Origin of the sequence: Pantoea sp. B623 (genome assembly GCF_024814475.1) — a bacterium.
GTDB classification, from domain to species: Bacteria; Pseudomonadota; Gammaproteobacteria; order Enterobacterales; family Enterobacteriaceae; genus Pantoea; species Pantoea ananatis.
In genome coordinates this window covers 2,818,499-2,836,193 of record NZ_JANUXM010000004.1, presented here as the reverse complement: position 1 = coordinate 2,836,193, position 17,695 = coordinate 2,818,499, and the positions used below count along the sequence as shown (strand labels likewise).

Genomic DNA, 17,695 nt, shown 5'->3' with positions numbered 1-17,695 from the left:
CTTTTTGCTTCGTAAACACGTAATAAATCACCTCGTAGAATTACGAGGAGGCAGAATTTTAGGGCTGTGTCAAAAGGGTGTCAAGAAATAACCAGGGGGTTAACGAATTACCAAGCCATTTGTTGTCGATGTTTTACCGTTAACGCAACGAAGAAAGTATAGTCTACTGGCTGCACAATGGGGGAAATTTGCTCACCCAGCCCGCGTGCATTCAGATCCGCTTCCAACGCCCACACGTTTACCCCACTGGCGCTCAGTTTTTCCAACGCCTTACTGCCCTGCATCGCAGCCAGCACGCCGTCCTGCAGTAATAACAGGTCGTCGTCCGGGCTGAGGAGCAAAGACAGCGAATCGATATCACTGTAGGCCGGAGAATGAAATAAAGTATGCAGCATTACACGCTCTTAAAAAGTCACAATACGGTCATAGCTCGCGAGTTTTTGACGCAGCAACGGCGCATCTAAAATCTCAGCATCCAAAATGCGCGGCGCACGTTCCGCTAAACCGCGATCCCTTAACGCGTCCCGACACAGGTAACATTGCTCAATATCGTACAGCGCCAGCACACCAAAGGTCGCGGCATAATGACGGGCGTGAATGCTTTCTGGCTGTTGCCCGCTGCAGAGCTGGAACACGCCATCGCCGATAAAAAACAGGCCAATATCGTCGCTTAACGCGCCGGTGGCCAGCGCAGCATCCAGTCCTTCACGCCCCGCGCTGCTACCATGCGGCGCACGGGTAAAAACAAATGCAACACGATTCATTAAAACTGCACCATACGTTCGCAACGCAGCAGAGCTTCCGCCAGCGCGCCTAACCCCGCCAGCGTAAAGCCGGGTTGAAGATTAGCGCCGGGCAGCGCCAGCCGTGACGCTTCCTGCTGGTCGGTCACGCCGCGGCGTAACGCCGCCGCAACGCAGATATTCAGCGCGACGCCCTGAGTCTGACTGAGTGTCTGCCATGCCCTTACCAGATCAAACTCATCACTGGCCGGTGCCGTCAGCTGATTCGCATTCAGCACCCCTTCGCGGTAAAAGAACACGCTTTCCAGTTGATGGCCGGCTGCCAGCAACGCGTTGGCAAACAGCAAGGCGCTGGTCGCCTGCTGCGTGCCATAAGCCGGTCCCGTCACTAACAGCGCATAGCGCATTAGCGATCCTGCCCCTGAAAGTCGCCATTTTTAAACTGACGGATGTACAGATACACGGTGTGTTTAGAAATATTTAAGCGGTCCGCCACCTGATTAATCGCGTCCTTGATGTCAAAAATACCTTTCTCATACAGGTTCAATACGATCTGACGATTCTTGGCATTATTAGAGACATTGCGATCGGCGCTCACCTCTTCAATAGTAAATTCCAGCGTTTGCATCACCAGGTCGTCTACCGAACTGGCGAAGTTGACGTTAGAGTCAACCTGATGCATCTCAGGCGGAAGAAATGTCGACATAATCTGCGAAAACGGAACATCAAGGTTCATATTGATACACAGCAGCCCAATCACCCGCTGCTGTCGGTTACGAATCGCGATGGTCACTGACTTCATCAGCACACCGCTTTTCGCGCGGGTAAAGTAGGCACGGGAAACATTGCTGTCTGCACCCTGCATATCGTGCAGCATGCGCAGTGCTAAATCCGTAATGGGCGATCCCACTTTACGCCCTGTGTGCTCGCCGTTAGCAATGCGCACGGCCGAACAGTTCAAATCCTCCAGTGAGTGAAGGACGATTTCGCAATGCGAGCCAATCAACATGGCAAGGCCATCTACGACGGCCTCATACGACTTTAGAATATCGTAATCAGTTTGCTCGAACGGATGCTGCTCCAGAAGATCGAAGTCGCTCAGTTCACCGGGATTGAATGGATTAGACATTGAAGACATCACCCTACATGGCTGGAGCCTGTCTCAGCGGCTTACGGGCAGACTCAATATTGGGATAGTTATGCAGGCGATAGTCTGGCAAATGTCGCGGGCTTATGCCAGAGGTTTGTCATAAACAGAAACCGCCACCCGAAGGTGGCGGTAGACAGATTACTGCGATTTCTTCGCGTCAGCAGCAGGGGCCTGCGTTTTTTCATCCGCTTTCGGAGCAGGTTTGATATCAAGCAGTTCAACATCAAACACCAGGGTGGAGTTAGCCGGAATACCCGGAACGCCGTTTTTACCGTAAGCAAGGTTCGGTGGAATGACCAGCTTGATCTTACCGCCTTTCTTAACGTGCTTCAGGCCTTCGGTCCAGCCCGGGATCACGCCATCAAGACGGAATGACAGAGGCTCACCGCGCGTGTAAGAGTTGTCGAACTCAGTACCGTCAATCAGCGTACCTTTATAGTTGACGACCACGGTATCGCTGTCTTTCGGCGCATCACCGGTGCCTTCTTTCTCTACTTTGTAAAGCAGACCACTGTCAGTTTTCTTCACGCCGCTCTCTTTGGCAAACTTAGCGCTGTAAGCTTCCCCTTTCTCAGCGTTTTCTTTTGCGTCTTTTTCCATCTTGGCTGAAGCCGCGCCTTTCACACGCACTTCAAACGCCTGCAGTGTTTGCTCGATTTCTTCGTCAGACAGTTTGCTCTTGCCACCGAATGCATCCTGAACACCGGCAATCAGCTGCTGTTTGTCCAGTTTGATGCCCAGCTTCTCTTGTTCTTTAAGAGAGTTGTCCATGTAACGGCCCAGCGATGCACCTAATGCATATGCAGATTGCTGATCTTCGTTTTTGAAGGCAGCGTTTTTTGGAGCCTGGGGAGCAGTCTGAGGTGCATCAGCAGCAGCCGGTGCCGCTGCAGTTTCTGCGGCCATTGCCAGCGGAGCATTTAGCGCAACGGCCATGGTGGTAGCTAACAATGTGACTTTGAACAGTGATTTCATCCTTTCTCCAAAACCGAAGCCTGACACCTCGGGAATCATTGCGGACTGCGGGCCCACACTATAACTTTACGTGGCAGTGGCGAACACTCCCACAGCGTAATTATCCTGGTCTACTTCCGACCTTTTTTGCATCAGGAAGTTTCACCAGAGATGATGCCATCTGGGCCATTTTCAAGCTAAACACTAAATTAAAGATAAAAAATAGGGCAATTCTGCAACGTCAGCCATTAGAATTGCGCGCTGAGTAGCACCTTAACAGGAGAACAGGTCATGCAACAGTCAGAGTGGGAACAACGTATTGAAACGCTTGAAAGTAAACTGGCTTTTCAGGAGATGACCATCGATCAACTGAACAATACCGTGGTCCAGCATGAACTTGAAATGAGTAAGATGCGCGAACATATGCGCCTGCTGCTTGAGAAGTTCAAAGCCAGCGCGCCATCGATGATTGCCGATCCTTCTGAAGAAACGCCACCGCCTCATTACTGATCCAGGCGGTTATCGACGCGCGCACCGCGACAGGCAGAAAAAAGTAAGGCCACCCGGAGGTGGCCTTGACATGCAGATTTGAACTTAGTGGCTGCAACCGCAACCACCGGTACCGCAACCACCCTGACCGTGGTCATGGCCGTGATCGTGGTCGTGGTCATGATCGTGATGATGACCATCGGCACCGTGAACGTGGCCATGGGCCAGCTCTTCCGGTGTGGCTTCACGAATCGCAACCACCTCAACATTGAAGTTCAGGTTCTGACCTGCCAGCATGTGGTTACCGTCAACCACAACATGCTCGTCTTCAACTTCGGTGATTTCAACCGGTACTGGGCCCTGATCGGTTTCTGCCAGGAAACGCATACCAACCTGTAATTCATCAACGCCCATAAAAACGTCTTTTGGTACGCGCTGTACCAGGTTGTCATCGTACTGACCGTAAGCGTCGTTTGCAGGAATGTGCACCTCAAACTTATCGCCCGCTACGTGGTTTTCCAGCGCGTTTTCCAGACCAGAAATCAGGGAACCATGACCGTGCAGATAGTCTAACGGTGCACTCACCGGTGACTCGTCAACCAACACACCGTCTTCTGTACGTACCTGATAGGCCAGGCTTACCACCAGGTCTTTTGCTACTTTCATGATATCTCCTAACCGTTGAGAACAAAGATCCCGTCTCATTGGTCTATTCTTGCGTGCAATAACACCAACCAGAAAGGTTCGGGGCTGAGTACAAGAGGTTATCTTTTTCTCTTGCGACCACAGCGTTAATGGCGTCAATTGTAACGGAATTCAATCCCGCTGTGTGGTTAAGCTTAAAAAAAGCTGGGCCATTTCGCTACTCGGGATGGAAAATTCCGATCACCTGCTCATTGCTGCGAACCTGATCGCGTGCCTGTTTATCCGCTTCGCGCATTTGATGGCCGCACTTCACACACTCAACCACATCGACATTGTTTTCACGCCACATGGCCAGCGTGTCTTTTTCCTGGCAGTGCGGACAAACCGCACCGGCAATAAAACGTTTACGCATGATGCTCTACCTGCCTTCTCTGATTACTGATCGTCGTCCCAGTCATGGATCTGACGCCGTTCATGCTGCATTTCACGCTGGAAGATATCTTCAAGTTCCCGACGGGCTTCACGCGCACGAGAAATCTGTGCATTGTCGGAATGGGCGGGCATCAGTTCCCGTAACATGCGCATATCCAGCCGACGGAAATGCTGCTGTGCGCGGTGCGCCTGATGCGGATGCATACCCAACGACATCAATGTTTTACGCCCCAGTTCCAGCGCACTGGAAAAGGTTTCACGCGAGAACTGCGTAACGCCCGCCTGAAGTAGCTCGTGGGCTTCTACGCGGCCGCGAGCACGCGCCATGATGTGCAGATGCGGAAAATGCTGCTGGCAGAGATGGACAATCGTCATGGCATCTTCCGGATTACTGCAGGTAATCACAATGGATTGCGCACTGGCCGCCCCGGCTGCACGCAGTAGCTCCAGCTCGGTGGCATCGCCATAATAAACCTTGTAGCCATATTTACGCATCAGGCTCACCGCGCTGATATCGCGCTCCAGTACCGTGATACGTTTATTGTTCGCCATCAGCAAGCGGCCAACGACCTGACCAAAACGACCAAAGCCCACCACAATAACCTGCGGCTGATCGTCTTCAACGAACGGCTTTTCAGCATCTTCGTCGATTTCATTGAAACGACGTGCTAACAGACGGTCAATGCCTTGCATCAACAGTGGCGTCGTCATCATGGACAGCGTCACGGTTACCAGCAGAAGCGGAAGTTGATCGCCCGAAAACAGTTTGGCGGATGACGCGGCTGAAAACAGGACGAAGGCAAACTCACCGCCCTGACTCAGTACACCGGCAAACTGCTGGCGCTCCGAGCTGCGCAGACCATAAATACGCGCCAGTACGTATAAAACCAGGATTTTTACCGCCACCAGCGCCAGTACGCCCAGCAAAATCGCGATAATATGGGTATAGAGCACGCCAAGATTCAGCGCCATGCCGACTGAGATAAAAAACAGCCCCAGCAGCAAACCTTTAAACGGCTCAATCGCCACTTCCAGCTCATGCCGGTATTCACTTTCCGCCAACAGAATGCCGGCGATAAATGTCCCCAGCGCCATGGACAATCCCAGCGCATCCATAAACAGCGCCGATCCTAATACCAGCAGCAGTGAAGCAGCGGTAAACACCTCGCGTACGCCCGATGCCGCGATATAACGAAAAATGGGGCGCAGCAAATAACGGCCACCCACTAACATGCCAGCGAAGGCCAGCACCTTCATGCCCACTTTCATCCAGTCGATACTGCCGCTGTCATTGCCTGCCAGCAGCGGAATCAACGCCAGAGCTGGAATGACGGCCAGATCCTGGAACAGCAGTACTGAAAAGCCTAACTGCCCGGCTTCACTGCGATTCATTCCCTTGTCGCGCATCAGCTGGAGCGCCATCGCCGTGGATGACATTGCCAGACCAATGCCGCCAATAACCGCCGCTCGCCAGTCAAATTTAGTCAGCCACAGCAATACGCCGAGAATGGCCGCTGAAAAAATCACCTGCGCCGCACCGATACCAAAAATAGAACGGCGCAGCGCCCAAAGCTTTGCCGGATTAAGCTCCAGCCCGATGATAAACATCAGAAACACGACGCCCAGCTCAGAAAAGTGCAGAATCTCATCGACGTCGCTAATAAACCCTAGTCCCCATGGCCCGATAGCAATACCGGCCAGCAAGTACCCTAAAACCGCGCCAATACCGAGACGCGCCGCTACCGGTACGATCAGCACCGCCGCAACGAGATAGATTACCCCCGCGGTCAGTAGCGTTTGTCCTTCCATTTATAACCCTCCATTTGGCAGCGGTGCTGCCAGCCAGTCGCTGTACGCGCGGGCATAGTTTTTCAGTAAATCGGGATCCTGACGGCGAGCCCAGTAAATAATCATCGGCGGCATCCAGTGCATGCGGCACATCTGCGCCGTCAGCTCGAAGGGACGTAAAATGTCATTCATGGCGTAGCGATTTAGCCCCTGGCGCTGAAAGGCGGACTCTGGCTCACCGGTGGTCACAATACTGCGCCAGTATTTGCCTTCGAGCGCATTACCATCCACGCCGTTGGCAAAGCCGCGCGACAGCACGCGATCCAGCCACTCTTTTAACAGCGCCGGGCAGCTGTAGGTGTAAAGCGGATGTTGAAAAATAATCACATCATGCTCACGCAGCAGCTGTTGCTCGTGGTAGACATCAATAAAAAAATCCGGGTAGGCAGCATAGAGATCGTGAACGGTGACATGTTCTGTTTTCTCTGCCGCCTCCAGCAAAATGCGATTTGCCTTTGAATCCTGTGCTTCAGGATGAGCAAAAAGCAGCAAAATCTTAGGTGGCTGCGACATCCTTTCCCTCCAAAGCGTCGTCATTGGTGCAGATTTCCGCTACCATGCACAACGCAACAAAAACCCAATTATGTTGCAGGTAAATTAACATATTCTGACGATACGGCGCTTATGATTGTCTTCTCTGCCCTACAAATTCGCCGCGGTATTCGCGTTCTGCTCGATAACGCGACCGCCACCATCAATCCCGGCCAAAAAGTCGGACTGGTGGGTAAAAACGGCTGTGGAAAATCCACGCTGCTGTCGTTGCTGAAAGGCGAGATCAGCAGCGATGCTGGCTCATTCACCTTTCCCGGCAACTGGTCACTGGCCTGGGTGAATCAGGAAACCCCTGCCCTGAGCCAGGCCGCCCTTGACTATGTGATCGATGGCGATCGTGAATACCGCCAGCTTGAGGCAGAACTGGCAGAGGCGAACATCAGAAATGACGGAAATGCCATTGCTTTGGTACACGGAAAGCTCGATACCATTCAGGCCTGGACCATCCAGTCACGCGCCTCGAGCCTGCTGCATGGACTGGGATTTAGTCAGGAGCAGCTTCAGCGCCCGGTAAGCGACTTTTCGGGCGGCTGGCGCATGCGGCTAAACCTGGCTCAGGCGTTACTGTGCCGCTCAGATTTGTTGCTGCTGGATGAACCGACCAACCACCTCGATCTGGATGCGGTTATCTGGCTGGAGCGCTGGCTGAAAAGCTATGAAGGTACCCTGATCCTGATCTCGCACGATCGCGATTTTCTCGATCCCGTGGTGGATAAAATTATCCACATCGAGCAGCAGACGATGATGGAGTACACCGGGAACTACAGCTCCTTCGAACGCCAGCGCGGCGCCAAACTGGCCCAGCAGCAGGCGTTATATCAGAGCCAGCAGGAAAAAGTGGCGCATCTGCAGAAATATATTGATCGCTTCCGTGCTCAGGCAACCAAGGCGAAGCAGGCCCAAAGCCGCATCAAGATGCTGGAGCGCATGGAGCTGATTGCGCCAGCGCACGTGGATAACCCCTTCAGCTTCAGCTTTCGTGCACCGGAGAGCCTGCCGAATCCGCTGCTGAAAATGGAAAAAGTCACCGCAGGCTATGGCGATCGCATCATTCTTGATGCCATTAAGCTTAACCTGGTGCCCGGCTCACGTATTGGCCTGCTGGGGCGCAACGGCGCCGGTAAATCGACCCTGATTAAGCTGCTGGCCGGTGAGCTCAGTGCCAAAGAGGGTGAGATTGGGCTGGCAAAAGGCATCAAGCTGGGTTACTTCGCCCAGCATCAGCTGGAGTTCCTGCGCGCCGACGAGTCCCCTTTACAGCACCTGTCCCGTATCGCGCCGAAAGTGCTGGAGCAGCAGTTACGTGACTATCTCGGCGGTTTTGGTTTTCAGGGTGATAAAGTCACAGAGATAACAGCGCGTTTCTCCGGTGGAGAAAAGGCGCGCCTGGTGCTGGCGCTGATTGTCTGGCAGCGCCCTAACCTGCTGCTGCTGGATGAGCCAACCAACCATCTGGATCTGGATATGCGCCAGGCACTCACCGAAGCGCTTATCGATTTCGAAGGCGCCTTAGTGGTGGTTTCGCACGATCGTCATCTGTTACGTGCCACCACGGACGATCTCTATCTGGTTCACGATGGCAGCGTAGATGTGTTTCCCGGCGATCTGGAAGACTATCAGCAGTGGCTGAGCGACCTGCAAAAACAGCAGTCTCAGCAGGATGCGGCACCCAGGCAGGATTCCGGCAACAGCGCTCAGGCGCGCAAGGACCAGAAGCGCCGTGAAGCGGAGCTGCGCACGCAGACCCAGCCGCTGCGTAAAGAAATTGAGAAGCTGGAAAAGCAGATGGCAAAATGGCAAAGCCAGCTCGCCGACGCCGAAGCCCTGCTCTCAGACAGCGCCCTCTATGAGCAAAGCCGTAAGGCCGATCTCAGCGCCGCGCTACAAAAACAGGCCGAGAGTAAATCGGCCCTGGAAGAGGTGGAGATGGCCTGGCTGGATGCACAGGAAAAACTGGAAGCCATGCTCACCGCCTGATAAAGGCGGTGATGTTTCTTGCTCTTGCCTTACTCCTCCGCACCGGCTCCAGCGCCGGGTGCGGATCAATAAGGCCGGTCACCTAGCACCGTCGCCCGCTGCATCACTCGCCTCGCCGGATAGTAGTCCGCATTCGCATAGTGCTGTGTCACCCGGTTGTCCCAGATAGCCAGGTCGTTTGGCTGCCAGCGCCAGCGCACCTGAAACTCGGGCCGGGTCACGTGGGCAAACAAAAAGCCCAGTAGCGCGTCGCTCTCTTTCTGACTGATATCCATAATCCGCGTCGTAAACCCCTCGTTGACAAACAGGGCCTTCTTGCCACTCACGGGATGGGTGCGGATCACCGGATGATAAACGGGGGGATTTTTCGCCACAGCCTGCTGCCACTGCCGATGCGCCTCTTCCGTCTTGCGATGCTTATATTCAGGAAACGCCTTGGTAAAGTCATGCTCTGCACGTAACTCAGCCAGTAATGTCTTAAAAGGCGCAGACAGCGCCTCGTAAGCGGCAATGCCGCTGGTCCACAACGTATCGCCCCCAGACTCAGGCAGCACTTTAGACGCAAGTAACGCCACGGCGGGCGGCGTTTGAATAAAGGTCACATCGGTATGCCAGTTGTCATTATCCGGCGGATTATCCTGGTGCGTGTCCAGAACGATGATCTCTTCCACGCCCTCGGCATGAGGGTAAACCGGATGAATATGGAGATCGCCAAAGCGAATCGCCAGTGCGCGATGCTGCTCGGGCGTAATGACCTGTTCGCGTAGGAACAGCACCTGGTGACGCAGCAGCGCATGATAAAGCTGTTCAAACTGCGCGTCGCTGAGGGGACGTGATACATCAAGGTTGCCGACCTGGGCACCGATAAAAGGCCCCAGCGGCTTGATGGCTAACTTTTCGTTCATTTTTGCTCTCCATTCCAGGGCGTTAACCGGCGTTGCAACGCACGCAGACTCAGCTCTAAACCAAACGCAATCACGGCAATGACCGCGATCCCTGCCAGCACCACATCCGTAGCAAGAAACTCGCCCGCCGACTGCACCATAAAACCCAAGCCTCGGGTTGCCGCGATTAACTCGGCAGCCACCAGCGTTGACCATCCCACGCCCAGACCAATCCGTAACCCGGTCAGTATCTCCGGCAGGGCGCCAGGCAAAATGACCCAACGCAGCTGTTGCCAGCGGGTCGCTCCCAACGAGGCCGCCGCACGCAGACGAACCTGCTGAGCATGACGCACGCCCGCCACCGTCGACAGCACCACCGGGGCGAATATAGCCAGATAAATCAACAGGATTTTCGAGGTCTCGCCAATACCAAACCAGATCACCATCAGCGGCAAATACGCCAGCGGCGGTACGGGCCGGTACAGCTCAATCAGCGGATCGATCAACGCACGCACGACCGGGCTGATGCCCATCGCGATCCCCACCGGGATGCCGATCGCCGCCGCCGCGGTTAAGGCAATCAGCATCCGCGTCAGACTGGCCGACAGATGCTGCCACAGCGTGGCGTCCATAAATCCTTGCGGGCCAGCCACCAGCAGCAGCTTACTTACTACCTGCTGCGGCGAAGGTAAAAACAGCGGTGCAATGAGGCCCAGCGCAGTCACGCTCCACCAGACGAACAGCAGCACAAGCAGGCTCAGGGCGCTCAGCGTAAACGAGGTGGAAAAAGGCCAGCGCAGGCGACGGTGGCGCACGGTGGCCGGCTCATCGTTGATCAGCGCACTCATACAAAGGCCTCCCGCTGTTCAAATACCCGACTCAACACATATTCCCGCTGGGCAATAAAATCAGGATCGGATTTAATGCTCCGGCAGGGTTCGCCCTCCACGAAACGCTGACCAAAATTAAGCGTCATTTTTTCTTGCACGCGCCCAGGCCCGGGAGAGAGCAGCACCAACTCGCTGGCCAGAAAGATGGCTTCTTCAATGTCGTGAGTGATAAGCAGAATCTGCTTACCGCTGTTGCGCCACAGGGTTAATAACAGGGTTTGCATTTGCTCACGCGTAAACGCGTCAAGTGCGCCGAAAGGCTCATCCAACAGCAACAGTTGTGGATTGGCCGCCAGCGCCCGGGCGATCCCGACGCGCTGACGCTGGCCTCCTGACAGCTGCCAGATAGGGCGTTTTTCCGCACCTTCGAGTCCGACGCTTTTGATGAAGCCCCGTGCAATCTCCTCACGCTGCTGGCGCGCCATGCCGGCTATCTGCAAGCCGAAAGCCACGTTATCCAGCACGTTACGCCACGGCAGCAGGCCTTCGTTCTGAAACACCACGCCACGCTCTGCGCCCGGCCCGCGCACAGGCTCTCCGTCCAGGGAAACCGTGCCGGACTCAACCGGTAAAAATCCGGCGATCAGGTTAAGCAGGGTTGTTTTGCCACAGCCTGACGGCCCCAGCACGACCATCAACGCTTTTTTATCAAGCTGTAACGTGATGTCCTGCAACACAGGCTGGCCGCCATAACTCGCGTTCAGGTGAGCGATACGTAACATGGCGTTCTCCTCAGGGTTTAGCCAAGGGGGCAACAAAGCGGCTGGTGACATAACGGCTGTAATCACTGCCAGCCTGCGGCACTTTTCCCTGCGCTTTCAGAAACTGCGCCGTATCCACAATGGCCTTGTTCACCGGCTGATCCAGCTGTTTAACCTGCTGCGCGGCCGTAAGGTAGGTATTGCCTTTTACCAGTTCCGGAACCGCTTGCTCTGGCACGCCGCTTAAACGCGAAAGCTTGCTGAGGTTGTCAGCCTGTTTCAGCCACTTTTCCGGGTCATCCAGATAGGCTTTCTGCGCCTCAAGGGCGCTGCGGGCAAAGGCGGTAACAATATCAGGATGCTGCTGTGCGAAGTCTTTACGCACGACCCAGACATCCAGCGTAGGCGATCCCCAGCGGCCAACCTGAGAAGAGTCTGTCAGGACCTTGCCGTCCTTTTCCAGTGCATTGACCGCCGGTGCCCAAACGTACGCGCCGTCGATATCGCCCCGCTGCCAGGCGGCCACAATAGCGGGCGGCTGCAGGTTCACCAGTTGGACCTGGGAGGGTTTAATTCCCCAGTGCTTCAAGGCAGCAAGCAGGCTGTAGTGCGTGGTGGAGATAAAGGGGACGGCGATGCGTTTGCCAATCAGATCCTGAGGGCTGGCGATGGTTTTCCTGACAACAAGCGCTTCTGAATTCCCCAACTGAGAGGCGAGCAAAAACGCTTCTATCGGGAGTTGCTGCGTCGCCGCAACCGCTAGCGGACTGGACCCAATATTGCCTATCTGCACATCTCCGGATGCCAGGGCGCGCAATACGCCCGCCCCACTGTCGAATTTGCGCCAGGCTACCGTTGCGCCGCTCTCTTTAGCAAAAGTGTTATCTGCCTGCGCCACCTTGGCCGGTTCGGCAGAGGTTTGATACGCCACCGTCACGTCGACCGCGCCGGCCTGAAACGCCAGCAGTGACAGCACAGTAGCCAAAATGGTTGACTGCCCTTTTAACATGATTTTCCCCATCACTTTTATGATGTGGGCAGTGTTGCTGGCAGGATTAATTTCACAAAGGAATTAAAAGTTATCCCTAATAGAAAGAAATTCTTAGATCATCATCTGCAATAGATTGCTGTTATATGCAAATTAAAATTCAGACAAAAAGCCATAAATTTGTCAGGCGCTCACATGCTGGGTGTGCTATTGATATGCGCTATTATTTGCTCCCGGTGAGGCCTGCGAGTTCGATGTCGATCGACAAAGTTGCCCTGTTAGCTGGCGTGTCTAAAGCCACGGTATCCCGCGTGCTTAACGCTCATCCAGGTGTGAAAGCGGATACGCGCCAGAAAGTGCTGGATGCCATTTCAACCAGCGGCTATCAGCCAAACCTGTTAGCGCGTCAGTTGCGTACCTCACAAAGCCATATGCTGCTGGTGCTGATTTCAGATATCACCAATCCCTTTTGCTCCAGGGTGGTGCAAGGCATCGAAGCGGAAGCCGAAATGCATGGCTACCATATCCTGTTGTGTAATTCCGCCTCGCAGTTTAAACGCGAAGCCGCTTACCTGACGCTGCTCACAGGCAAAGTCGTTGATGGCGTCATTACCATGGACGCGGCGGCCGGTCTGGAAAGCCTTATCGATATCATTGGAGATGCGCCTTGGGTACAGTGCTCAGAGTTTGATCCCCAGATTGCGGCATCCTCGGTCTCCATCGATCATCTTGAGGCTGCGCGCGATACCGTACATTACCTTGCTGCCAGAGGCCGCCAACGCATTGCACTGGTCAACGGTGACATGCGTTATCTGTATTCCCAGTATCGTGAGCAGGGTTATCGCCAGGCCATTGAGCAAACGGATTTGGGCTGGTCTAAGGTCGTCTATACTGCGGATATTTCCTGTGAAGAAGGCAGTCGGGCTTTACGGGAGATGTTGCACTCACCCGAGCGACCAGACGCGGTCTTTGCCGTGTCCGATGTACTGGCGGTCGGCGTCGTGCATGCGGCGCTGGAAGCAGGCTTGCGCGTGCCCGAGGATTTGGCTGTGGTCGGGTTTGACGGTATTCCCTTTACCGGCAGCCTGAATCCGCCTTTGACCACCATAGAGCAACCGATGAATGAGCTGGGCGCCCGCAGCGTACAGTTGCTGCTGAAAAAAATCCGTCAGCCCCATGCGCCGGTTGTCAGGGAGGTGCTGCCCTGGAAGCGCCTGGAACGCGCCTCCAGTTAACGTCAGCGCCAGATGAGCAGTACGCAGGCTGCGGTTAACAGCCCCATACTGAGGTTAAATATCTTCCACGCGCGCGGACTGCGTAAAACACGGCCAATCATCGCGCCAAACCCCATCCAGATGATGCCCGCGACCAGATTGACCATCACCATCCCTACGCTGATTAACAGGACAGAGTGGCGATATCCGGCACCGGCCAGGCTAAAGCTGGCTATCGCCCCCAGGGCCATTAACCAGGCTTTGGGATTGATCAACTGCAACAATCCTCCCTGCCAGAAGGGCATGGGCGCGACCGGCGCCGCATCGGTCTCCAGCTTTTCGTATGCGGCGGTCGCAATTTTCCATGCCAGCCACAGAAGATAGAGGCTCCCGGCAACTTTCAGGATAAGGTGCAGTGAGGGATAGAGCAGGATCAATCCCCCTACGCCAAACGCCACCATCAGTAGCATCAGTTGCATACCAATCATGATGCCGACCATTAACGGAAGGGTTCGGAAAAAGCCAAAGTTGGCGCCCGAGGCGGTGAGTAACATATTATTAGGTCCGGGTGTAATCGCCGCGACCCAGAGAAACCCTAACATTGATAAAAAAAGACTGAGTTCCATTAATCCGGGTTCTCCCTCCATTATGTGAAAACTTATCGAAGCTAACAGTGTGATATGGAACAGACAAGCCTTTACAACATGAAATTTTCGGGCCCGGACGGCGCGGCGTTCAGCCCCATGCGCGGCCTGACCAATCCGCATGTGCAAACCATACTGCCGCGCCTGTTCCGCCGTACTCTAGCGTTAACGCCTCACTGGCAGCGGCTGGATTTACCCGATGGTGATTTTGTCGATCTGGCCTGGAGTGAAGATCCACAGTTTGCCGCGCATAAACCACGCGTGGTGCTGTTTCATGGTCTGGAAGGAAGCTTCCACAGTCCCTACATCCATGGCCTGATGCAAGTCTGCAGGCAACGTGGCTGGCTGGCCGTAGTGATGCATTTTCGCGGCTGTAGCGGCGAGCCGAACAGGCTAAACCGGATTTACCACTCCGGCGAGACGGAAGATGCACGCTTTTTCCTGACCTGGCTGAAGGCCCGCTGGGGACAGGTTCCTACTGCAGCTGTGGGGTTTTCGCTGGGCGGGAATATGCTGGGTTGCCTGCTGGGCCAACAGGGCAGTGACGTTGCGCTGGATGCCGGCGTTATCGTTTCGGCACCCTTGATGCTTGAACCCTGTAGCGCCCGACTGGAACGCGGGTTTTCCCAAATTTATCAGCGTTACCTGCTGAGCCAGCTTAAAAAGAATGCCAGGCGCAAGCTGCACGCATGGCCCGACACCTTACCGGTCAATCTCAGTCAGCTGAATGCCCTGCGTCGCCTGCGTGATTTTGACGACGCCATCACGGCCCGGGCGCATGGCTTTGCCGACGCCACGGACTATTATCGCCGTGCCAGCGCCCTGCCGTGGCTGAGATCGGTGACAAAACCGTTGCTGATTATCCATGCAAAAGATGACCCCTTTATGAGCGATGAGGTGATCCCGCAGAATGACCAGTTATCTGCCACTATTACCTATCAGCTGACAACACACGGTGGTCATGTTGGATTTGTGAGTGGTACCCTGCGTCAGCCTGAATTGTGGCTGGAACAGCGCGTGCCGCAGTGGATTTCCCCTTATCTGGATAGCTAACCCTGTGATTATTCCCTGGCAACAGGTTTCTCCCGAAACCCTTGAAAACGTTATTGAAGCCTTTGTTCTGCGCGAAGGTACCGACTACGGCGAACAGGAACTCAGCCTGACCGAAAAAGTCGCCAATGTGCGACGCCAGCTGCAGCAAGGTGAAGTCGTGCTGGTCTGGTCTGAGCTTCACGAATCGGTCAACATCATGCGCAAAAGTGAGTTCCGTGGCTGATGCACAGAACGAAAAATCGTGCTAACAATGCTCATCGCCTGATTTCACAGGGAGTTTCACTATGTCGGCACGTCATCCGATTATCGCGGTAACAGGTTCCAGCGGTGCCGGAACCACTACCACCAGCCTCGCATTCCGTAAAATTTTTCAGCAACTCAATTTGCACGCGGCCGAGCTGGAAGGAGACAGTTTCCACCGATTTACCCGGCCTGAAATGGATATGGCTATCCGTAAGGCGCGCGATCTGGGTCGCCATATCAGCTACTTTGGCCCGGAGGCGAATGATTTCGGTCTGCTGGAGCAGACCTTTGTTGAATACGGTGATCAGGGCAAGGGCCAGTCACGTAAATACCTGCATACCTACGACGAAGCGGTGCCCTGGAATCAGGTGCCAGGTACCTTTACCCCGTGGCAGCCGCTGCCACCGGATACGGACGTGCTGTTTTATGAAGGACTGCACGGCGGCGTCGTGACGGCTCAGCACAACGTCGCTGAAAAAGTGGATTTACTGGTCGGCGTCGTCCCCATCGTTAACCTGGAGTGGATTCAGAAGCTGGTACGCGATACCGGTGAACGCGGTCATTCGCGTGAAGCCGTAATGGATTCGGTGGTGCGCTCAATGGAAGATTACATCAATTTCATTACGCCGCAGTTCTCACGCACCCATATTAACTTTCAGCGGGTTCCAACCGTCGACACCTCTAACCCCTTTGCGGCACGCACCATTCCTTCACTGGATGAAAGTTTTGTCGTCATCCACTTTCAGGGGCTGGAAGATATTGATTTTCCCTACCTACTGGCCATGCTGCAGGGATCGTTTATTTCCAATATCAACACGCTGGTTGTACCTGGCGGGAAAATGGGGCTGGCGATGGAATTAATTATGGCACCGCTGGTAAAACGGCTCATGGAAGGCAAACGCATTGAATAAAATCAGAGGCCGCGCTGGCCTCTGAATAATTACAGCTCGATAACTTCGTAACTGTGGGTAATTTCCACCCCTTTGCCTAACATAATGGCAACCGAGCAATACTTCTCAGCTGAAAGGTCGACCGCACGCGCCACGGCTTTATCTGAAAGTGCTTTTCCACTGACGATAAAATGCAGGTTGATGCGGGTAAAGATGCGAGGCGCTTCTTCCCGACGTTCTGATTCGAGTTTTACTTCGCAATCAGCCACATCGTTGCGACCTTTTTGCAAAATTGATACCACATCAATGGCGCTGCATCCGCCGGCCGCCATCAGCACCATTTCCATAGGGCTGGGCGCTTTATCGCCGGAATTGCCGTCCATTAAGACCTGATGTCCGGACGAAGACTCGCCGAGGAATGTTAACCCTTCAACCCATTTGACTCTTGCCTGCATAATCTGGCCCCCAGAATGCCCTGTTTTTGCGTCAGAGTACGCTTTTGCCTGGTAAACAGCAATCCGGAGAAATCAGCCTTATTGCTGAAGCGAGACAACACAAGACAGTCGGCGAAAGCTGTGCTACAAACAGTGCTGAAAATATTTTTCGTCATCCGAAGACGAAGCCGGGAAGAATGATGCGCTCTGCGCAAATGCAGCCCGAATAATTTCCTGAATGGAAACACGCTTAACGCTTTCATCGCCTGGCAGGGAAACTGAGCCCTGTATTTTGGGCACGATTACAATAGAGGATAATAGCGAATGGTTCTCGGCAAACCGCAAACAGACCCTACACTTGAATGGTTCCTGTCCCATTGCCATATTCACAAGTATCCATCCAAAAGTACGCTGATTCACCAAGGTGAAAAAGCCGAAACGCTTTACTACATCGTGAAAGGTTCCGTCGCGGTACTGATTAAGGATGAAGAAGGCAAAGAGATGATTCTTTCTTATCTGAATCAAGGCGATTTTATTGGTGAGCTTGGCCTGTTTGAAGAAGGTCAGGAGCGCAGCGCCTGGGTACGTGCGAAAACTGCGTGCGAAGTGGCAGAGATTTCCTACAAGAAATTCCGTCAGCTCATCCAGGTTAACCCGGATATTTTGATGCGTCTTTCTTCTCAGATGGCTCGCCGTCTGCAGGTGACGTCAGAAAAAGTGGGAAATCTCGCTTTCCTGGATGTGACCGGACGCATTGCACAAACGTTGCTTAATCTGGCTAAACAGCCAGATGCCATGACGCATCCTGACGGCATGCAAATTAAAATTACTCGTCAGGAAATTGGCCAAATCGTTGGTTGTTCACGTGAAACCGTGGGCCGTATTTTGAAGATGCTGGAAGATCAGAACCTGATCTCCGCACACGGCAAAACCATCGTTGTTTACGGCACACGCTAAGCCTGAC

The 17,695-nt window shown here is 54.1% G+C and carries 22 protein-coding genes; 7 read left to right on the top strand and 15 right to left on the bottom strand.

Features of this window, described 5'->3' with window-relative positions; all coding sequences use genetic code 11:
* Window positions 1–107 precede the first annotated feature (107 nt).
* The 5 genes from tusB to fkpA all read right to left on the bottom strand — a co-directional run bounded on the left by tusB (window position 108) and on the right by fkpA (window position 2,868).
* On the bottom strand, window positions 108–395 hold the full coding sequence (gene tusB, locus NXS97_RS14910) for a sulfurtransferase complex subunit TusB (RefSeq protein WP_013027473.1): 288 nt from the start codon (window positions 393–395) through the stop codon (window positions 108–110).
* Between the two features lie 9 nt (window positions 396–404).
* A complete protein-coding gene (tusC, locus tag NXS97_RS14905) occupies window positions 405–764 on the bottom strand; it encodes a sulfurtransferase complex subunit TusC (protein ID WP_019106452.1) in 360 nt (119 codons plus the stop codon).
* Window positions 764–1,150, bottom strand: a complete 387-nt coding sequence (tusD, locus tag NXS97_RS14900) for a sulfurtransferase complex subunit TusD (RefSeq protein ID WP_013027475.1) — start codon at window positions 1,148–1,150, stop codon at window positions 764–766. The genes tusC and tusD overlap by 1 nt, the downstream gene beginning before the upstream one ends.
* A complete protein-coding gene (locus tag NXS97_RS14895; RefSeq protein WP_014604869.1) occupies window positions 1,150–1,872 on the bottom strand; it encodes a transcriptional regulator in 723 nt (240 codons plus the stop codon). Before NXS97_RS14895 ends, tusD begins: the two co-directional genes overlap by 1 nt.
* 159 nt (window positions 1,873–2,031) lie before the next feature.
* A complete protein-coding gene (fkpA, locus tag NXS97_RS14890; protein WP_024471368.1) occupies window positions 2,032–2,868 on the bottom strand; it encodes an FKBP-type peptidyl-prolyl cis-trans isomerase in 837 nt (278 codons plus the stop codon).
* A gap of 270 nt (window positions 2,869–3,138) precedes the next feature.
* Here fkpA and NXS97_RS14885 point away from each other — a divergent pair, with 270 nt between their 5' ends.
* The gene (locus NXS97_RS14885) at window positions 3,139–3,357 is read left to right on the top strand and encodes a protein SlyX (protein ID WP_013027478.1); all 219 of its coding nucleotides are present in this window, start codon (window positions 3,139–3,141) and stop codon (window positions 3,355–3,357) included.
* Window positions 3,358–3,441: 84 nt separating this feature from the next.
* On the opposite strand, the gene slyD is transcribed toward NXS97_RS14885, so the two are convergent.
* The 4 genes from slyD to kefG form a co-directional block, all read right to left on the bottom strand.
* A complete protein-coding gene (slyD, locus tag NXS97_RS14880) occupies window positions 3,442–4,002 on the bottom strand; it encodes a peptidylprolyl isomerase (protein ID WP_014604868.1) in 561 nt (186 codons plus the stop codon).
* A gap of 196 nt (window positions 4,003–4,198) precedes the next feature.
* A complete protein-coding gene (locus NXS97_RS14875; RefSeq protein WP_006120567.1) occupies window positions 4,199–4,393 on the bottom strand; it encodes a YheV family putative zinc ribbon protein in 195 nt (64 codons plus the stop codon).
* Between the two features lie 23 nt (window positions 4,394–4,416).
* A complete protein-coding gene (gene kefB, locus NXS97_RS14870) occupies window positions 4,417–6,222 on the bottom strand; it encodes a glutathione-regulated potassium-efflux system protein KefB (RefSeq protein WP_013027480.1) in 1,806 nt (601 codons plus the stop codon).
* On the bottom strand, window positions 6,223–6,774 hold the full coding sequence (gene kefG, locus NXS97_RS14865) for a glutathione-regulated potassium-efflux system ancillary protein KefG (protein WP_013027481.1): 552 nt from the start codon (window positions 6,772–6,774) through the stop codon (window positions 6,223–6,225).
* 111 nt (window positions 6,775–6,885) lie between these two features.
* Here kefG and NXS97_RS14860 point away from each other — a divergent pair, with 111 nt between their 5' ends.
* Window positions 6,886–8,790: an ABC transporter ATP-binding protein gene (locus NXS97_RS14860; protein ID WP_014604867.1), complete on the top strand. Its 1,905-nt coding sequence runs from the start codon at window positions 6,886–6,888 to the stop codon at window positions 8,788–8,790.
* Between the two features lie 65 nt (window positions 8,791–8,855).
* On the opposite strand, the gene tauD is transcribed toward NXS97_RS14860, so the two are convergent.
* From tauD to tauA, 4 genes are read right to left on the bottom strand one after another with little or no spacing between them, the layout of a single operon-like run.
* Window positions 8,856–9,695, bottom strand: a complete 840-nt coding sequence (tauD, locus tag NXS97_RS14855) for a taurine dioxygenase (RefSeq protein ID WP_013027483.1) — start codon at window positions 9,693–9,695, stop codon at window positions 8,856–8,858.
* Entirely contained in the window at window positions 9,692–10,522 is an 831-nt protein-coding gene (tauC, locus tag NXS97_RS14850) for a taurine ABC transporter permease TauC (RefSeq protein WP_013027484.1), read from the bottom strand. Before tauC ends, tauD begins: the two co-directional genes overlap by 4 nt.
* Entirely contained in the window at window positions 10,519–11,286 is a 768-nt protein-coding gene (gene tauB / locus NXS97_RS14845) for a taurine ABC transporter ATP-binding subunit (RefSeq protein WP_014604865.1), read from the bottom strand. Before tauB ends, tauC begins: the two co-directional genes overlap by 4 nt.
* 10 nt (window positions 11,287–11,296) lie before the next feature.
* The gene (gene tauA / locus NXS97_RS14840; protein ID WP_078829329.1) at window positions 11,297–12,286 is read right to left on the bottom strand and encodes a taurine ABC transporter substrate-binding protein; all 990 of its coding nucleotides are present in this window, start codon (window positions 12,284–12,286) and stop codon (window positions 11,297–11,299) included.
* A gap of 221 nt (window positions 12,287–12,507) precedes the next feature.
* On the opposite strand from tauA, the gene NXS97_RS14835 reads away from it, so the two are divergent.
* Entirely contained in the window at window positions 12,508–13,488 is a 981-nt protein-coding gene (locus NXS97_RS14835; RefSeq protein WP_014604864.1) for a LacI family DNA-binding transcriptional regulator, read from the top strand.
* A 2-nt stretch (window positions 13,489–13,490) separates the two neighbouring features.
* On the opposite strand, the gene NXS97_RS14830 is transcribed toward NXS97_RS14835, so the two are convergent.
* The gene (locus NXS97_RS14830) at window positions 13,491–14,093 is read right to left on the bottom strand and encodes a LysE family translocator (RefSeq protein WP_014604863.1); all 603 of its coding nucleotides are present in this window, start codon (window positions 14,091–14,093) and stop codon (window positions 13,491–13,493) included.
* 54 nt (window positions 14,094–14,147) lie between these two features.
* Between NXS97_RS14830 and NXS97_RS14825 the strand changes: the two genes are divergently transcribed.
* The 3 genes from NXS97_RS14825 (at window position 14,148) to NXS97_RS14815 (ending at window position 16,318) form a co-directional block, all read left to right on the top strand.
* Window positions 14,148–15,164, top strand: coding sequence for a hydrolase (locus tag NXS97_RS14825; RefSeq protein ID WP_112900580.1), 1,017 nt, complete (start codon window positions 14,148–14,150; stop codon window positions 15,162–15,164).
* A 4-nt stretch (window positions 15,165–15,168) separates the two neighbouring features.
* Window positions 15,169–15,387, top strand: a complete 219-nt coding sequence (locus NXS97_RS14820; RefSeq protein ID WP_013027490.1) for a YheU family protein — start codon at window positions 15,169–15,171, stop codon at window positions 15,385–15,387.
* Between the two features lie 61 nt (window positions 15,388–15,448).
* Window positions 15,449–16,318, top strand: coding sequence for a phosphoribulokinase (locus NXS97_RS14815; RefSeq protein WP_013027491.1), 870 nt, complete (start codon window positions 15,449–15,451; stop codon window positions 16,316–16,318).
* A 29-nt stretch (window positions 16,319–16,347) separates the two neighbouring features.
* On the opposite strand, the gene NXS97_RS14810 is transcribed toward NXS97_RS14815, so the two are convergent.
* Window positions 16,348–16,752: an OsmC family protein gene (locus NXS97_RS14810; protein ID WP_013027492.1), complete on the bottom strand. Its 405-nt coding sequence runs from the start codon at window positions 16,750–16,752 to the stop codon at window positions 16,348–16,350.
* A 303-nt stretch (window positions 16,753–17,055) separates the two neighbouring features.
* On the opposite strand from NXS97_RS14810, the gene crp reads away from it, so the two are divergent.
* Entirely contained in the window at window positions 17,056–17,688 is a 633-nt protein-coding gene (crp, locus tag NXS97_RS14805) for a cAMP-activated global transcriptional regulator CRP (RefSeq protein WP_000242758.1), read from the top strand.
* Window positions 17,689–17,695: the final 7 nt, after the last annotated feature.

Bases quoted from the DNA above. Each gene is read 5' to 3' on its own strand.
- tusB (WP_013027473.1), bottom strand. From the start codon at position 395: ATGCTGCATACTTTATTTCATTCTCCGGCCTACAGTGATATCGATTCG.
- tusC (WP_019106452.1), bottom strand. From the start codon at position 764: ATGAATCGTGTTGCATTTGTTTTTACCCGTGCGCCGCATGGTAGCAGC.
- tusD (WP_013027475.1), bottom strand. From the start codon at position 1,150: ATGCGCTATGCGCTGTTAGTGACGGGACCGGCTTATGGCACGCAGCAG.
- NXS97_RS14895 (WP_014604869.1), bottom strand. From the start codon at position 1,872: ATGTCTAATCCATTCAATCCCGGTGAACTGAGCGACTTCGATCTTCTG.
- fkpA (WP_024471368.1), bottom strand. From the start codon at position 2,868: ATGAAATCACTGTTCAAAGTCACATTGTTAGCTACCACCATGGCCGTT.
- NXS97_RS14885 (WP_013027478.1), top strand. From the start codon at position 3,139: ATGCAACAGTCAGAGTGGGAACAACGTATTGAAACGCTTGAAAGTAAA.
- slyD (WP_014604868.1), bottom strand. From the start codon at position 4,002: ATGAAAGTAGCAAAAGACCTGGTGGTAAGCCTGGCCTATCAGGTACGT.
- NXS97_RS14875 (WP_006120567.1), bottom strand. From the start codon at position 4,393: ATGCGTAAACGTTTTATTGCCGGTGCGGTTTGTCCGCACTGCCAGGAA.
- kefB (WP_013027480.1), bottom strand. From the start codon at position 6,222: ATGGAAGGACAAACGCTACTGACCGCGGGGGTAATCTATCTCGTTGCG.
- kefG (WP_013027481.1), bottom strand. From the start codon at position 6,774: ATGTCGCAGCCACCTAAGATTTTGCTGCTTTTTGCTCATCCTGAAGCA.
- NXS97_RS14860 (WP_014604867.1), top strand. From the start codon at position 6,886: ATGATTGTCTTCTCTGCCCTACAAATTCGCCGCGGTATTCGCGTTCTG.
- tauD (WP_013027483.1), bottom strand. From the start codon at position 9,695: ATGAACGAAAAGTTAGCCATCAAGCCGCTGGGGCCTTTTATCGGTGCC.
- tauC (WP_013027484.1), bottom strand. From the start codon at position 10,522: ATGAGTGCGCTGATCAACGATGAGCCGGCCACCGTGCGCCACCGTCGC.
- tauB (WP_014604865.1), bottom strand. From the start codon at position 11,286: ATGTTACGTATCGCTCACCTGAACGCGAGTTATGGCGGCCAGCCTGTG.
- tauA (WP_078829329.1), bottom strand. From the start codon at position 12,286: ATGGGGAAAATCATGTTAAAAGGGCAGTCAACCATTTTGGCTACTGTG.
- NXS97_RS14835 (WP_014604864.1), top strand. From the start codon at position 12,508: ATGTCGATCGACAAAGTTGCCCTGTTAGCTGGCGTGTCTAAAGCCACG.
- NXS97_RS14830 (WP_014604863.1), bottom strand. From the start codon at position 14,093: ATGGAACTCAGTCTTTTTTTATCAATGTTAGGGTTTCTCTGGGTCGCG.
- NXS97_RS14825 (WP_112900580.1), top strand. From the start codon at position 14,148: ATGGAACAGACAAGCCTTTACAACATGAAATTTTCGGGCCCGGACGGC.
- NXS97_RS14815 (WP_013027491.1), top strand. From the start codon at position 15,449: ATGTCGGCACGTCATCCGATTATCGCGGTAACAGGTTCCAGCGGTGCC.
- NXS97_RS14810 (WP_013027492.1), bottom strand. From the start codon at position 16,752: ATGCAGGCAAGAGTCAAATGGGTTGAAGGGTTAACATTCCTCGGCGAG.
- crp (WP_000242758.1), top strand. From the start codon at position 17,056: ATGGTTCTCGGCAAACCGCAAACAGACCCTACACTTGAATGGTTCCTG.